A 16,017-nucleotide genomic window follows, 5' to 3' on the forward strand; every position below is an offset into this window, starting at 1 on the left:
TTAATGGAGAAATCTAATCGGTATGTTATACCTGAGAGAAGAGTGAGGAGTTATCCAAGGGTTGTAAAAGGAAAACCTCAAAAATACCCAAGAAAAAGCCAGTCAATCTCTTAACTGACTGGCATTATCCGAAAGGGAGGCTTTTTGCAATGTGCTGTCAGTCGATTTTAACGCTGATGAATATTTTCTAAGGTATCGACTAAGGTTCGCGTTGTTTGATCAATTTCATAATTCACGGCATCACCGACTTGGACATCTTTCCATGTAGTGAGGCGCAGTGTTTCAGGAATGAGATCGATTGAAATTTCACTATTGGCACGATCAACACGGTTCACAGTCAAACTGCAACCATTGAGTCCAATAAAACCTTTGAGAAAGAAATATTTAATATTGCCTGCCGGAATGTGAATATCGAGATGAAAGGTTTCCCCGCGATGCTCTAAGTTTTTGATCGTGGCTGTGCCTTCGATATGACCATACAGATTGTGACCACCATTTTCTGCGCCAACTTTGGCTGAGCGTTCGACATTGACCTCATCACCGGCCTTGAGAGCTTTTAGCGTGGTGAGTTGATTGGTCAAATCTGAGACATCAAAATGTACTTGGTTGGCTGCCAAATCAATATGTGTGGCCGTTAAACACACGCCATTAATCGCCACACTTGCCCCGATAAAGACATCATGAAAAAAATTCTGATGATTTGAAATCACCAAGGTTGTGAAGCCATTGCCTTGACGAATGTCTAAGACTTTTTCTAAACCTTGCACGATGCCTGTATACATGTGAGCGTCTCTAAAATGATTTGCGTTTTCTGTATTGTAGGGACAAAACGACCGATCGGCTATGCCTTAGAGTGACCATTTCAGTACAGCGTTTTGATCCCTAGCAGTTCGATCTTGGCAATGGCCTACAATGCTCGGAAAGTTTCAATTGCCGCTAGGCGAGACTGCTTTAAATCGACAATCGGCTGAGGGTAGTTCAATTCTAGTTGAGGATTTTTGGCAAAGGGTTGGTGAATTTGCTTTGCATCCAAATCTGCCAGTTCAGGTAGCCATTGACGTAAATAATCCCCGTTCGGATCAAATTTCTGAGATTGGCTGATCGGGTTAAAAATCCGAAAATAAGGTACAGCATCTGTACCCGTCGAGGCGCACCATTGCCAACCGCCATTATTGGCTGCTAAGTCGCCATCGACAAGGTGCTGCATAAACCATTGCTCCCCCAACCGCCAATCGATCAGTAGATTCTTACTGAGGAACATGGCACAAATCATCCGCACCCGATTATGCATCCAACCCGTAGCCCGTAGTTGACGCATCCCTGCATCGACAATTGGAATGCCTGTCTGACCTTGCTGCCATGCAGCCAAGTCTTGTGGTGCATGGCGCCATTTTATTTTTAAGGTTTTGGTTTGAAACGGCTGGTGCTGAGATACCTGCGGGTAGTCAAATAAAATGTGTTGGTAAAATTCACGCCAAAGTAGCTCATCGAGCCACGTTTGTTGCCCTCTGTGGTCGATCTGGAAATAGCCACCTTGTTCACGAAACAGGGCTTGCAGACATTGGCGAATAGACAAGATGCCCAAGTTGAGATACATGCCAATTCGACTGGTAGCATTGAGCGCTGGATAGTCCCGATCATCAGCATAACGACTCAGATGTTGTTCTATAAATTCATCTAAGCACTGCTGTGCATGATTTTCCCCAATCGGCCAAAGCTCGATTTGAGCTGCTAACAGCCCTGCGGGATAAAAAGGACGAAGATCGAATTCGGTTTGCCACAGAGGATGCTGGGCGAGAGCCGTTTGGGCTTCGATCGCAGGATAACAACTGGGCACACTGATGCTCAATTTCTCGTAGCAATTTTTCTTAAATGCACCGAAGACTTGATAAGGATGTCCAGATTGATTGCGAATACTGCCAACAGGAAACAGGGTGCGGTCATGGTACAGCTCAACAGAGATGTGCTGCTGTTCTAATAACTGTTGTACTTCGCGATCTCGTTTAAGTTCATTCACACCATGTTCAATATGTGCATGAACAGTGTGTATATTGAGCTGAGTACATAGGGTTAATAGCTCATTGGCGATGTCTGACCAATGGGGAATATGCTGAATAATCAGTGGAATATTTAGTTCAGCCAATTGCTGTCGCAAAAGTTCCAGTTGGGCAAGATAGCGATGGATTTTAATGGGGGCATCGTCATGCCTTGCCCATTGTTCAGGAGAAAGCGCAATAAAGGCAATCGTTGGACCAGACTGTGTCGCCTGCCACAGTGCGCTATGGTCATGTCGTCTTAAATCTTGTCGAAACCAAACCAGTTGCATGTTTATTGCCTCGTTTTTGTTGGAAATATCACCAGAATTACGGGGGTATCTATTGGTAATGAAATTATCTAAAAAATCGATTTCTATAAAAAACCATATAATATCTATCGTTTAACTTAACCGATTGCGCACAATTCTGTCAGCTTAAGCGTACAAGCAACGAAGTTTTTGATGCTAGGCGCACTTTTAAATTTTACCTAAGATGAACTCATACAGGAACAGGACGTTCCGGAACATAAAACAATAACAAAGTGTTCACCATCAGGACTGTGAAGCAAGACAGGAGTCATGCTTAAGTATCCATATAGAAAAAGCCCGACAGGATGTCGGGCTTTTTCTTTGTCTACAGGTCAGCTCATTTTCTAGAATCAGAGCATGTCTTTAAATGGTACTCGAGATAAAAAATCCCCTAAGCCGAGCCTTAGGGGAGGAAAGTGAAGTGAGCCGGTTGTGATTATTATGCTGATTACATGAGCTGTGACTGCATCAACAATTATGCTGATTTAGCCTGCACAACTTGCTGCTGTTGAGCTTCCAGTTCACGAACCAGTGGCAACACTTTTTCGCCAAAGTATTCCACTTCTTCAATGAAGTGGAGAAAACCTGAGAGAACCAAATCGACACCTACACTTTTGAGTTCCACAATGCGTTCGGCAATTTGTTGTGGCGTGCCAATCAGATTGGTTTTAAAGCCGTCGTTATATTGAACCAAATCTTCAAAAGTAGATTTTGCCCAGTTACCTTCGCCTTCTTTGGTGGATGCACCTGCTTCACGAGTTGCATCGCCAAAGGCATTGACCGCTTCGGTATTGGCATTGTCGATAATAGCTTGAAGCACCGCTTGGGCTTCTTCCTCCGTATCTCGGGCAATAATGAAGGCATTCACCCCGATTTTGACCTGATGGTTGTTAGCTTTGGCTTTTTCACGAATATCATCGATCTGCTTTTTCAACTCAGCAGGGGTATTGCCGTTGGTGAAGTACCAATCGGAAACACGGGATGCCATGTCACGTGCTGCACGTGAACTGCCACCTTGGAAGATTTCGATATGCGGTTTTTGCACAGGTTTTGGAGATAGGGTGTAGTCTTTAAATTGATAGTATTTACCATCAAAACTAAAGTTATCCTGCGTCCACACGCCTTTTAAGCTACGAATGAACTCTTCAGAGCGCGCATAGCGTTGATCATGTTCGGGCCATTCTTCACCAATCGCATCAAACTCTCCACGGAACCAACCACTTACAACATTGATTGCAATACGGCCATTGGTAAGATGATCGATGGTCGCCAATTGTTTCGCAGCCAGAGCTGGTTTCCAAGGGCCGGGTAAAATCGCTGCAATGACTTTGAGCTTTTCGGTTTTGGCCAAAATACCATGACTGAAACTAACCGATTCATGTTGATTTTCCGCGTTATAGCCTGCGGTAAAACGAATTTGAGTCAGCGCATAATCAAAGCCACTTTTTTCTGCAGCTTGTGCCAAACGCACGTTATAGTCGTAGCTCCAATCGGTACGCTGTTCAATATTACTGACCACCAAACCACCACTGACGTTTGGTACCCAATACGCAAATGTAATGTTTTTTTCTTGTACTGACATTTTGCAAACCCTCGGGATCGAATTGTTAAGCTGTGGTGTTTAGGCCACTTGCGTTTTTGGCTTTTTACTATGCAGTCGAGCTTCAGCGGCATCCAAACTTGGAACAGCTGCAGAAGGAAGGACTTCTTCTTGCTCGATTTGCTTATTAATGCCCAAGTTTTGGTTGGCTTGTTGAGACTTGGCTTTCACCACTTCAGCACGCTGACCTTTGGCTGGAGCCCATTCCAAAATCGGCAGCGCACGTGCTACAGCTAAAGTAATGCGGTCACGGAGTAATTCACTATGAATGGTGTATTCAGGGGTGAAATCACGATCTGTTGCATAGACTCCGATTGGTAATGTTTGCGCTTGAAAGAAACTGAACAATGGACGCAGTTGATGTTCAAGCACTAAAGCATGGCGTTCAGAACCACCCGAAGCTGCAAGCAAGACAGGTACATCCACCAAGGCAGTTTGTTCGACAAAGTCAAAGAAGTGTTTAAACAGGCCTGTAAATGAAGCACGGTAAACTGGTGTTCCAACAATCAGTGCATCAGCAGCTTCAACGGCAGCAAGGTCATCTTGTACACGTTGTGGCAATTGGTTACGGTAAATCGCGCCACCTAATAAATTGCCAATTTCACTAAACTTAATAAAATGCACATTGATTGGAGTCGCATCACCGAGCTCATCAACAATGGCTTGTACCAAAGCTTCAGTTTTAGATGGATTGTTTAGACCACCTGACACAGCAACAATATTCAGGGGTTTTTGTAGATTAACTTGAGACATTTTTTAAACCTAAAAGTGTGGTTTCTCGGAATGCCTTTTATTAATCCCGATGCGTGGATCACTGTAAAATAACGAAAATCAGAAAAGTTATCTGATTTTTAGATATGTTGGAAAAACCTCAAGATTCGTGAAATTTCAAATTTTAAACTGTTGATATTTCAACATATAATGCTTAGATATAAGCATTTTTACTGTGTTGATAAAATTTATATGAAAATATGATTAGATTTAAAGATTTATAGAAAATGCGAAAAAAGACGCATTTTAGGCGAAAATCTACATTTTAAATGCAAAAAAATAAGTTCTTGCATATCCTTCACATAGCATGTGTGGTTAGAATAGGGTCATTGTGCACAAGATCTCTCACGTTGCTTATGAATATTTTAATCGTTGATGATCACCCGCTGTTTCGTCATGCTTTAATTCAGGCGGTTCGTTATAGTTTGCCTCAGGCGCAAATTCATGAGACTGCAGCAGTCAATGAATGCTATGAACGTCTTGAAAATGGCCCTGAGCCTGATCTTGTGTTATTGGATTTAAACTTGCCAGGTGCTTCAGGCTTTTCTGCCTTGGTGCATATTCGCGCACAATATCCATCGATTCCAATCATTGTGGTCTCTGCGCATGAAGAAGCGTCGATTATCCAACGTGCGATTGCACATGGTGCGATGGGTTATATTCCAAAATCTGCGCATCCAAGCCACATTGGTGAAGCGATTCGTCAAGTCTTAGAAGGCGAGATTTGGTTACCACCAAATTTACCTGCCAACATGAACTTTGACCCACGTGCTGCAGATGAAACAGCATTGGCAGAACGTATTCAGTCTTTAACACCGCAACAATTCCGTGTGTTAATGATGGTGGCGGAAGGTTTGTTGAATAAGCAAATTGCCTATGAGTTAGATGTATCTGAAGCAACTATTAAAGCGCATGTAACGGCGATTTTCCGTAAGTTAGGCGTACAAAACCGAACTCAAGCTGTATTGGCAATTAATGCATTGAATATTGAAGAAAAGAAAATCTAAGGATTTTTTCCAAAAAAAAGACCTCCATCGTGGAGGTCTTTTTTTATGCTGTTTAAGCGATAGAACAATGCGAATTAAACCAATAACTGATATTACGCACCTAAAAGTAATTTCGCATTTTTAAAATGATTTTTAAGTCAGTTCGACGGAGTCTTACATCTAGGGATTAAATAAAGGGATCAGCCTTCGGCTGGAGGTACTTTTGTTTCGGCAAAAGTACCCAAAACCATTGTCATCCGCAAAACTCGTTCACTTGCGCCAAATTATTCAAAGTATCGCAAAAACATTTGTGATTAGAAGTCGTCCTGTCTCAAACACTTGCGGATGACGTTACCGCGTATCGTTCTTTTATTTGAATCAAATTGTGCTTCTGATGTTACTGCGTAACATCAGTTAATACCTTATATAAACAACTTCAACAATAACTTAAGCAATATAGTCTTGCTTAGGCGTCAAATCCGTACAGTACAAAGGGTTGAGCGCACATTGTAATTCATCAATTTGTTCATCGGACACATAGCCGCGCGCTTTGAGATAATCCGCGACACGGTCATCACGTAAACTCAGGAAAGCCGCATCATAAACACCCAAATCCACAAATAGGGCTGCAGTTTCTAAGCTGTTAAAACGATCCAGATAAACATCATTGTCATACATCAGGAAGATATGGTCTTGCTTGGAGTTGGCATCGACATTTAAACGTTGTGCCAATTCAAATGGCGCTGTTTTAATAAATAGTAAATCAGATAATTCATCAAACTGTGTTTTATCCAGCTGGTTTTTGTCGGTTTTGACTTTACCGAGCCACGCTTTAAACACCAAAACCGCACCACCACGCAGTAGCATGCTCCAAATCTGATGACGGGTGTCCAAACCCAAGCCATTGGATTCTGCTTCTAAATTTTGCAGCAGTAGGTCTTCTTGCTCTGCCAGTCGATCGAATAAGCCAAGGCCTTGAGGTTTGTAGGCATTCGGCGCAAAGACATCAAAATTCAGTTCATCAAACACTTGTAACGCGAGAGGAACGGCACTGCGATAGAGCGTTTCCAGCGCTTCGACTTGCACATCACTTAATTTGCTGAACTTAAATAGCTGACGCCAATCGATCTCTGGCAAAATGGCATTGGCACCATACTGACGATGAAACTGTAGATTTTGATCAAAACCATGCGGCATTGTTTCTGAAATATTCACAAGATCACTCCTAATATGCGGGGGAGATCAGCTTCTCAAGTGTTGAGTTATGACGCTTCTTGAATTGGCTTGAAACTGATCAACTTCTTATGAATATTTTTAAAACGAACGGCCGCAGCTAAATATACGACTAAAGTTTTAGTTTTTATTTTTGGTTATAAAAATATGATTTAAATCAAATAGATTTTTAATTGTAACTAAGTGTACAAGTGTTCACTCACGCATTCGATATCTTTTGCCATAGGCAATCTTAATTTGATATTTATGGCTAATAAATAGACGAAATATCGGGGCTATTTTGAATGGTCTTGCCGTTGAGACAAATTTTTTTGCCAGTTAGGTAAGTTTAAGTAAAAGCAAGGTAAACAAAAGCCCATTTCATGTGAATGAAATGGGCTACTTTTCACAGAGCGATGTCCTGTAACAACGCTACTGATTTGAAATTTTTAAACCAGATAACCATGAACGCAGTGAAGCCGGTTTCAATGGTTTTTTCAGTAAGACGATGTTTAACTCTTTTAGACGTTGCGGTAGTTCAGGATCAGAATCTGCGGTAATCAGCGCCACAGGGACATTTTCCTGACGGTTATCTAAAATAAAGTCGAGACCGATCTTGTTGTTATTCAAGTGTTGGTCAACCAACCAAACTTGAATATTTTCTTGTTGAATCAACTCCATGGCCTGTTCAGGTTCAGTGGCTTTAAAGACTTGATAGCCCCATTTGGTCAGTAAGGTCGACATCCCTTCCAAAATGGTTTCATCATTGTCTAAGCACAGAATCTTATAGGCTTTGGTCTTCAGCGGAACCGCTTGAGTCGGTGCAGCGACCACTTTTGGCGCAGCGACCACAGGCACTTCAATCATAAAACACGAACCATGACCAAGTTCTGAGAACACATGCACTGGGTAGTCGAGTAGGCTGGTCATGCGTTGCACGATGGCTAAACCTAAGCCCAGACCCTGTTCGCCCCATGGAGAGGTATGTCCACAGCGTTCGAACTCTTGGAACAACTTAATGCGCTGTTCTTCCGCGATCCCAGGACCTGTATCCCAAACGCCAATACGAATATGTCCTGGACGTGCTGAACGTAGCACACCCACCACAACACGACCACGCGCCGTATAGCGTAGGGCATTGCTGACGAAGTTTTGAATAATACGACGAATCCACTGTGGGTCGGTGTCAATCCAGAACTGAGCATCATGTACGGTCAGTTTGATATTACGCTGTGCCGCAATCGATTTAAATTGCAGTTCAAGATCGCTGAGTAAGTCATGCAGCGGATAAGGCTGACGTTTTGGTTGAATGGTTCCACCTTCGAGTCGTGCGATATCCAAGAGGGCAGAGAGCATACTTTCCGCACCATGCAGCGCACGATCTAGTTGCTGAAGCGTTTTACGATCATCGTCATTTTGTACGCTTTGCTCGAGGGCGGTACTAAACAGGCGAGCAGCATGCATCGGTTGCAATAAGTCATGGCTTGCAGCAGCAATGAAGCGGCTTTTCGACATATTGGCTTTATCGGCTTGCTCACGTGCCAATTGTTGTTCGGACAGGGCATCTGCCAACTGTTGGGTACGGTCTTGTACACGCCCTTCAAGCAAGGCTTCATTTTCACGGAATGCAGTAATATCGGCAAAGGTCGTGACGAAACCACCGCCTTCGATCGGGTTCCCGCGCATCTGAATTACACGACCATCTTTACGAATTCGTTCAAATTCGTGTGCGCTGCCGACTTGCATCCAATGCATACGTTTACGCACATGTTCTTCGACTGAACCAGGACCACATTCGCCGCGTTCAGCGTTATAACGAATCAAGTCTGAAATTGGGCAACCGACATAGACAATGTCTTTTGGATAATCAAACAGTTTGAGGTATTGATTATTCCATGCCACCAAACACATATTTTCATCAACCACGGACACACCTTGAGTCATATGGTCGATCATGGTCATGATCAGGTTTTGGTTAAAGCGCTGCCACTGTGAGGCTTGGTCAAGAATATTGGCGACCTGACCGAGTGCTAAACCATTATTGACCATGGCTGTGGTGAGTAGGGTACGGGCAGATGCCGCACCGATGGTGCCGGCAAGATACTGTTCGGTAAAACGCCACCACATGCCGTTGGCGCTGCTATTTTCATTCAAAACGACATTGTTTTGTGCGCAGAACTGGTTGAAGGCGCGCATAGTTGGACCTTCACCGGTAATGCGTTTTGCCAAAGTAATCAGATCACCTACTTTTAAGCGTGCCACATCATGGTGAATATAGCTGATGTCGTTTGATGTACTTTGAGCCGGGAGGGGCTTGGTTTCATAATAAAAGAAACTTTCGGCCTGAATTTGCTCGGCAACACTTGGACGGAAGACGCGGGAAATCCAAATATAGAGGGTGATATTTAAACCCAGTGCCCAAACTACGCCATGGGTAAGTGGATCGAAAGATTCAAACCCTAACAGTGCTTCAGGACGTAACCAACTCAAGCCTAGCGGACCCTGACTTAAAAGATTTTCGGTAAATGTTTTAAATTGTTCAGGCAGGCTACGCAATACGGTTGGTAATAACAGGGTATAAGCCCACATGCCAAAGCCGACCAACAGACCTGCATATACGCCTTGCTTACTTCCGCCGCGCCAATATAAACCACCAATTAACGCCGGTGCAAACTGTGCCACAGCACTGAAGGCCAATAGGCCAAATACCGATAATTGGTCAATGTCATTGAAGAAATGGAAGAACAAGAAGCCCAATAACATGACCGCTAAAATACATACACGACGTGTGAATTTCAGTACGAGTGGTAGGCGTTTGTCATGACGTGACAATAAGCGTGTACGCCACAGTGCAGGCATGATCAAGTCATTACTGAGCATAATCGACAAGGCCACTGACGACACCAACAGCATACCTGTCGAAGCTGAAAAACCACCGAGAAATGCAAGTAAGGTCAACCAGTCTTGGTTATAACTCAAAGGCAGTGAGAGCACAGCAACATCGGGGATTGCCAAGTAGGCAGGTGCTGCATGCAGCGCCCAACTGGCAATCGGGATGATCGCGATAATAGTTAAAATCAGATAAATGGCAAACCAACGACGAGCACCACGGATATGCTTTTCATCTCGCAGTTCAACCACCGCGACATGGAACTGACGTGGTAGACAAATAATCGCTAATGCAGCCAATAAAGTTTGAATCCAAAAGCTTTCTGGCACACCTTTGAGCTGAACATCTTTAAAGGTGGTGTTGATGTCATGGCTGATTTGAGCCATGTTTTCAGGTGATTCAAAAACAAAGAAAAATGCGACTGCAAGTAGTGCAAACAGCTTGACGAAAGACTCAAATGCCACAGCCAACATTAAGCCGCCGTGCTGTTCAGTATTGGCAATCTGTCGTGTCCCAAACATCATCGCCAAAATCGCCAATACACCAGTCAAAAACAGCACACTATTGGTGGTGCTGGTCAGACCAGCGGTCGGTTCTAAAATGACCGTTGCACTTAGGGCAATTGCACGTAGTTGCAAGGCTAAATAGGGAATAATGGCAATCACGGCAAGGATCGTGACTAATGACGCTAAGGGGCCACTTTTACCATATCGTGCTGCTACAAAGTCGGCAATCGATGAAATGGCATGATGCTGACGGACACGGCCTAAACGTCGCCAAATATCATAGCCGAGCGCAACAAATAGCAGCGGTCCTAGATAGATCGGCAGGAAAATAATGCCCTCACGAACCGCGGCACCTGTTGCGCCATAAAACGTCCAAGATGAACAGTAAACCCCTAAAGTTAGACTAAAGAGAAGCATTCTGCCGCGAGTACTGAGCCTGCTGGCATGCTTTTCACCAAAGAATGCACATACAAAGAGTAATGCGATGTAAAGGGCCAATACCCCGACGATAAGCCAACTATTCATAGAGCCTGCAGCATATTAATTCTCGCTTAATGATAACGCATCCATAGGCTTAGGGAGGTTATTGCTCAAAATTTAACGACCAAAGTCTAAATTACAAGAGATAAGGAACATTGGTAAGTTTAGCTTCGAAATAATTCGAATTAGAAAATTGCGCGCCAAGGTTCGGCGTAAGGAGAACATTATGGATGAGAGACAGGTAGAACAAATTCTACAGAATCCAAAATTTAAGGAAATGGTTAGCCGTAAAAGTAAGTTGAGCTGGACTTTGACGATCATCATGTTGGTGGTCTATGTCGGCTTCATGCTACTTGTGGGCTATAACAAAGAGTTCTTGATGCAATCCGTGAGTGGTGGTGTAACCACGATTGGTATGCCATTAGGTTTGAGCATTATTGTATTGTCATTCCTACTCTGTGGTGTGTATTCGTACATTGCAAATAATAAATTAGATGCATTAAACGAAGAAGCAATGCGTGAAGTAGAAGCAATTACTCAAGAAAAAGGACTTCACTAAGATGAAATGGAATTCATTGAAAGCAACAGCACTGGCGGCTCCCGCTCTGCTCATGTCAAGCATGGCAATGGCAGGACCAGATTTAGGTGAAGCACAGCAGCAAGCGACCAACTGGCACGCAATTATCATGTTTGCCATCTTTGTAGGTTTTACGCTGCTAATTACTAAATGGGCTGCAAAACAAACTACCAACACTGCAGATTTCTATACTGCTGGTGGTGGTATTTCAGGTTTCCAAAATGGTCTAGCGATTGCCGGTGACTATATGTCAGCAGCATCGTTCCTCGGTATTTCCGCAATGGTATTCAGTTCAGGCTTTGATGGCTTGCTGTATTCATTGGGCTTTATGGTGGGTTGGCCAATTGTATTGTTCTTAGTAGCAGAGCGTCTGCGTAACTTAGGTAAATTCAACTTATCTGACGTTGTATCGTTCCGTTTGGCTGAAAAACCAGTACGTACATTGGCAGCAATGAGCTCGCTGGTGGTTGTAGCGTTCTACCTAATCGCACAGATGGTAGGTGCAGGCCAGTTAATCAAATTGTTATTCGGTCTAAACTACAACATTGCGGTTGTGATTGTTGGCTTGCTGATGATGGCGTATGTAATCTTCGGCGGTATGTTGGCAACGACTTGGGTACAGATCATTAAAGCAGTGATGCTACTTTCTGGCGCAACGTTCATGGCATTCATGGTCATGAAGGGCGTGGGCTTCAGCTTCTCTGAAATGTTCTCACAATCTATTCAAGTTTTCTCTAAAGTTCACGAAGTGACTTTGGCAGAAGCGGGCAATATTATGGGGCCTGGTAAATTGGCTGCGAACCCAATTGATGCGATCTCTCTAGGTCTGGCATTAATGTTCGGTACAGCAGGTTTACCACACATCTTAATGCGTTTCTTCACGGTTAAAGATGCCAAAGAAGCGCGTAAATCAGTGGTTGTAGCAACAGGTTTCATTGGTTACTTCTACCTACTGACTTTCATCATTGGTTTTGGTGCGATCCTTTACGTTTCAAACAACCCACAATTCCTTGATGTTGCAAAAATGGCGGTAACTGGCAAGCTAGAGCTTGTTGGTGGTAACAACATGGCTGCGGTGCATTTATCTGATGCATTAGGCGGTGATTTGTTCATGGGCTTCATTTCAGCGGTGGCATTCGCAACGATTCTTGCAGTTGTTGCAGGTCTAACATTGTCTGGTGCTTCAGCTATTTCACATGACTTGTATGCAAACGTATTCAAGAAAGGTCAAACAACGCCAGAATCTGAACTTCGTATGTCTAAAATCGCGACTTTAGGTCTTGCGATCTTCGCGATGATTTTAGGTATCTTGTTCGAGAAACAAAACGTTGCATTCATGGTTGGCTTGGCGTTCTCTGTAGCAGCATGTGCAAACTTCCCAGTACTTGTATTGTCTATGTTCTGGAGAGGCTTGACCACTCGCGGCGCAGTGATTGGCGGTTTAGTAGGTCTGCTTACAGCAGTGACCCTAATTATCTTATCTAAAGCAGTTTGGGTAGATACATTCGCAATCTCTGAAACACCAATTAACCCATTCAATGGTCCTGCTATCTTTGCAATGCCATTGGCATTCATCTGCTGCTGGTTGTTCTCTGTGACTGATAATTCAGCACAAGCACAAGCTGAGCGTAAAGCATTCGATGCACAGTATGTACGTTCACAAACTGGTATTGGTATCTCTGGTGCTTCAGATCACTAATCTGAATCGCCTAAAAAGCCCCTAATAAGGGGCTTTTTTTATATTTAGTGAATGATATGACGCAGAGGTTTGTAGACAAATCTCTGTCCTATTTGCGTGTATAATTTTCTCCATTGATCGACATTTTCCAATGGCCTTGATCATCTTGATAAGGCGAGCGCTGAATGGTGAATTGTTGAGAGAAATTATCCTGACCGATGCTAAAGCTCTGATCACCAAAACTGCTCAAATGGGCTTTTATTCGCGACTGTTCAGCACCACTGAAGGTTTGGTTGGCAATACTTTTTTCAGTATGTTCTTGATGGTAATACGTCACTTCGCCCGACGCTTTGATCACTAATTCACTGTGGTTGTTTTGCCAAGTCCCCACATAATTTTCATGGCCTTTGAGGAGCGGACTGTCTTGTGTACAGGCAGAGAGCATGAGCAGACAGAGGGGAGCAAATACGAGATGTTTTTTCATAATGAAATCTACCACGCAGGAGATTTCTTTAAATGTGCGCCTGAATGCTGAAACTTACAATAGGCTTTTTGAGGCTCATAGGTGATAAAAAAACTGAGGCAGAACAGTAGGCATATGTGATGTTTTTCAGGACACGCTCAACAAATCTTTGCAGTAGAAGAAACTTGCTTCATGCTAATTTAAAATCAATCAGTTGATGATGCTTCAGATTGATCATTTCAGCGCATGATAAAAAAATATAGAGATTGAACATAATGCAAGGATTCGTGGATTTTTGGAAAAGCTTTAGACTTTTACCCTCAGCATGGCTGTTACTGGTGCAGTTTCTGATCTTGGTTTTAACCGCGATTACCCGAGAAAGTCTGTCTTTTCGTGCGCTAATTTGGGTACTTGGGGTGTCGGTACTATTGATCATTGCCAAAGTGATTCGCCAAACTCCAATGTTTACGATTCTAGGACTGAGTTTTGTTGGCTGCGCCGTATTGTTTTCTACTTTGATTATGCTCGGTGTAAATCATCCGAATATTCAAATTATTGCGCATGGTTTTGAAGCCTGTGCGTATTTTAGTGCAGCCTATGGCTTATTACGCTATATGTTTGCCGATCGCTATTTAACCAAAGATGAACTTTTTGCAGCAGGGGCAGTATTTACCCTCATCGCATGGGGTTTTGCTTTTCTCTATAGTATTTGTCAGCTGATTTATCCGGATAGTTTTGTGAATCCTGCAGAGCCGGGCATGCAGTCGTGGTTAGATTTATTATTTTTAAGTTTTAGTTTGCAGTCTGCCACGGGCTTGTCGGATCTCATGCCTGTGAGTGCGCCTGCACGGGTCTTGGCTATGCTTCAAATGTTCTGTGGGGTGATGTATTTGGCTCTCATCGTTTCACGCTTAATTGCATTGCAATATATTGCCCATTTACCGGAACGCCATGAGCCCAAAGACAAATAATGGCAGGAAAAAAAAGGACGCAAATGCGTCCTTTTTGGTATTCAGTATCTAATATGAATTAGAAACGGAATTTAGCGTTTACGCCAACAGTTTGAGTGTCGCCGATAAAGCTTGTTTCAGTCGCTTTAGCTGCTTCATAGTTAGCATTTACATAGCTAGCACCAACTGCAACAGCAGGAGTGATGAAGTAGTTTACGTTCGCGCCCCAAGCTGAGTCTGGAGTACCAGCAAAGCTAGATTCAGCGTAAGAAGCACCAACGCTTAATTTAGGAGTTACGAAAAGATCAGTTTTGAATTGGTAAGCAGTGTCATCACCGTAGATGATGCCTGATTCGAAACCAATTGCCATGTTAGTGTCGTCGATTGCGCCAACATATTTAGCACGTGCAGTGATTGCGTCTTGGTCTTGGCCAATAGTTGTAGCTTCTGCAGCAGCTTTAGCAACACCGTTACCCATAACGTTGAACGCGTCAACAGCAGCTTGGTCAGCAACGCTAGTGTAACCAACAGCAACTAAGAAGTTTTGAGTTGGAAGCGCACCAACTTCTAATGCATAACGGTCGCCGTTGTCTTCTAATATTTTCGATGCTTGGTTTTTAGAATCTAAAATAGTGTGGCTGTAAGACGCGCTTGCATATACAGGAACAACTTTAGTTGGAACATAAGCTTCAGCTTTAGCACCAAAGTTATGAGCAATTACGTCAACACCTTGTGAACCAACTTCGCCGTAGTTGTAAGCAACAGCTACGTTAGAAGCTTGGTTTAAGAATGCAGCTTCTGCTAAAGGACCTTTTGTAGAGTCAACATTTTTGAAGTAGTAAGTACCTTGAACACCACCAATGAAATCTTTGTCATTTGCAGTTGTGTCGATGTATTCTGCTTGGCCTTGAACTTCAAATTGGTAAGCTTGAGCACCGGTCATGGCTAATAATAAAGCAGTGGCTAAACTAAAGCAGTGGCTAAACCGAGTTTTTTCATGATTTTCTACCAGTTGTTACAAATGGATTAAACATTGAGCATTGTATTGTAACAATATATTAAGTCAATGATCCTAAAGGTTATTATTCAGTCTCTGACTCAGATCTTTATTTCATAATAGGAAATTCAGTTTTTACTCTAACTAATAAGTCACTGAAAAAAAATCATTGAGAACAATTAAGTAAGTTTGATTAAATTCTTAATTAAAAAAATACACTTGAAAAAATACACAACTTTTCAATCTGAAATAACAATCAATGTATTTATTTTTATTTAAAATAACATTTAATACGAAGGGCAAATTCTAACGCTTTTCACGCATTTGAAGCGATAAATTGCGGCTTTGACTGCCGAATTGTTGGGCAAAAACTGTTTATTTGCATAGTAAATGGACGTTTTTGTTTTAAATCTGAGGTCTAATTCACTTAAATGAATAGATCTCTTGCGAAAGTCATTATTGAAAATTTATCCGGTTTACCAGTGCAGCGATTAAGTTAATGCGTAAACCGAATCTTTTCCGTCTATTTCGATAGCGTTCACTTAATATTCTAAATGTCTTCA

The 16,017-nt window shown here is 42.8% G+C and carries 12 protein-coding genes and 1 pseudogene; 4 read left to right on the forward strand and 9 right to left on the reverse strand.

The genetic code is table 11. The features are described 5' to 3' along the window. Positions 1-167: 167 nt before the first annotated feature. From FTV03_RS14620 to msuE, 4 genes are all read right to left on the reverse strand, one after another. The gene (locus FTV03_RS14620; protein ID WP_180022763.1) at positions 168-782 is read right to left on the reverse strand and encodes a riboflavin synthase subunit alpha; all 615 of its coding nucleotides are present in this window, start codon (positions 780-782) and stop codon (positions 168-170) included. A 125-nt stretch (positions 783-907) separates the two neighbouring features. After that, positions 908-2,326, reverse strand: a complete 1,419-nt coding sequence (locus tag FTV03_RS14625) for a deoxyribodipyrimidine photo-lyase (protein WP_180041962.1) — start codon at positions 2,324-2,326, stop codon at positions 908-910. A 493-nt stretch (positions 2,327-2,819) separates the two neighbouring features. Next, the gene (sfnG, locus tag FTV03_RS14630) at positions 2,820-3,926 is read right to left on the reverse strand and encodes a dimethylsulfone monooxygenase SfnG (RefSeq protein WP_078190545.1); all 1,107 of its coding nucleotides are present in this window, start codon (positions 3,924-3,926) and stop codon (positions 2,820-2,822) included. Between the two features lie 39 nt (positions 3,927-3,965). Then, positions 3,966-4,697: an FMN reductase gene (gene msuE, locus FTV03_RS14635; protein WP_078190544.1), complete on the reverse strand. Its 732-nt coding sequence runs from the start codon at positions 4,695-4,697 to the stop codon at positions 3,966-3,968. Between the two features lie 374 nt (positions 4,698-5,071). Here msuE and FTV03_RS14640 point away from each other — a divergent pair, with 374 nt between their 5' ends. Next, a complete protein-coding gene (locus FTV03_RS14640; protein ID WP_078190543.1) occupies positions 5,072-5,722 on the forward strand; it encodes a response regulator transcription factor in 651 nt (216 codons plus the stop codon). Positions 5,723-6,148: 426 nt separating this feature from the next. On the opposite strand, the gene FTV03_RS14645 is transcribed toward FTV03_RS14640, so the two are convergent. After that, entirely contained in the window at positions 6,149-6,898 is a 750-nt protein-coding gene (locus FTV03_RS14645) for a hypothetical protein (protein ID WP_171525947.1), read from the reverse strand. A 447-nt stretch (positions 6,899-7,345) separates the two neighbouring features. After that, positions 7,346-10,834, reverse strand: a complete 3,489-nt coding sequence (locus FTV03_RS14650; RefSeq protein ID WP_180022766.1) for a PAS domain-containing hybrid sensor histidine kinase/response regulator — start codon at positions 10,832-10,834, stop codon at positions 7,346-7,348. A 181-nt stretch (positions 10,835-11,015) separates the two neighbouring features. Between FTV03_RS14650 and FTV03_RS14655 the strand changes: the two genes are divergently transcribed. Together FTV03_RS14655 and FTV03_RS14660 are read left to right on the forward strand one after the other, a co-directional pair. Further along, on the forward strand, positions 11,016-11,348 hold the full coding sequence (locus tag FTV03_RS14655) for a DUF485 domain-containing protein (protein WP_078190540.1): 333 nt from the start codon (positions 11,016-11,018) through the stop codon (positions 11,346-11,348). 1 nt (position 11,349) lies between these two features. Continuing rightward, on the forward strand, positions 11,350-13,065 hold the full coding sequence (locus FTV03_RS14660; protein ID WP_180002715.1) for a cation acetate symporter: 1,716 nt from the start codon (positions 11,350-11,352) through the stop codon (positions 13,063-13,065). Positions 13,066-13,153: 88 nt separating this feature from the next. On the opposite strand, the gene FTV03_RS14665 is transcribed toward FTV03_RS14660, so the two are convergent. Beyond that, positions 13,154-13,528 (reverse strand): hypothetical protein, encoded by a 375-nt coding sequence (locus FTV03_RS14665; protein WP_180041964.1) that lies wholly within the window; start codon positions 13,526-13,528, stop codon positions 13,154-13,156. A gap of 254 nt (positions 13,529-13,782) precedes the next feature. On the opposite strand from FTV03_RS14665, the gene FTV03_RS14670 reads away from it, so the two are divergent. After that, the gene (locus tag FTV03_RS14670; RefSeq protein WP_180008803.1) at positions 13,783-14,478 is read left to right on the forward strand and encodes an ion channel; all 696 of its coding nucleotides are present in this window, start codon (positions 13,783-13,785) and stop codon (positions 14,476-14,478) included. A gap of 58 nt (positions 14,479-14,536) precedes the next feature. On the opposite strand, the gene omp33-36 is transcribed toward FTV03_RS14670, so the two are convergent. Continuing rightward, positions 14,537-15,469 (reverse strand): porin Omp33-36, encoded by a 933-nt coding sequence (gene omp33-36, locus FTV03_RS14675; RefSeq protein ID WP_257220809.1) that lies wholly within the window; start codon positions 15,467-15,469, stop codon positions 14,537-14,539. Between the two features lie 441 nt (positions 15,470-15,910). Beyond that, positions 15,911-16,017 (reverse strand): annotated as a pseudogene (locus FTV03_RS14680) (IS5/IS1182 family transposase); the annotation flags it as partial.

It is taken from the genome of Acinetobacter sp. YH12218, assembly GCF_013417925.1.
GTDB classification, from domain to species: domain Bacteria; phylum Pseudomonadota; class Gammaproteobacteria; order Pseudomonadales; family Moraxellaceae; genus Acinetobacter; species Acinetobacter amyesii.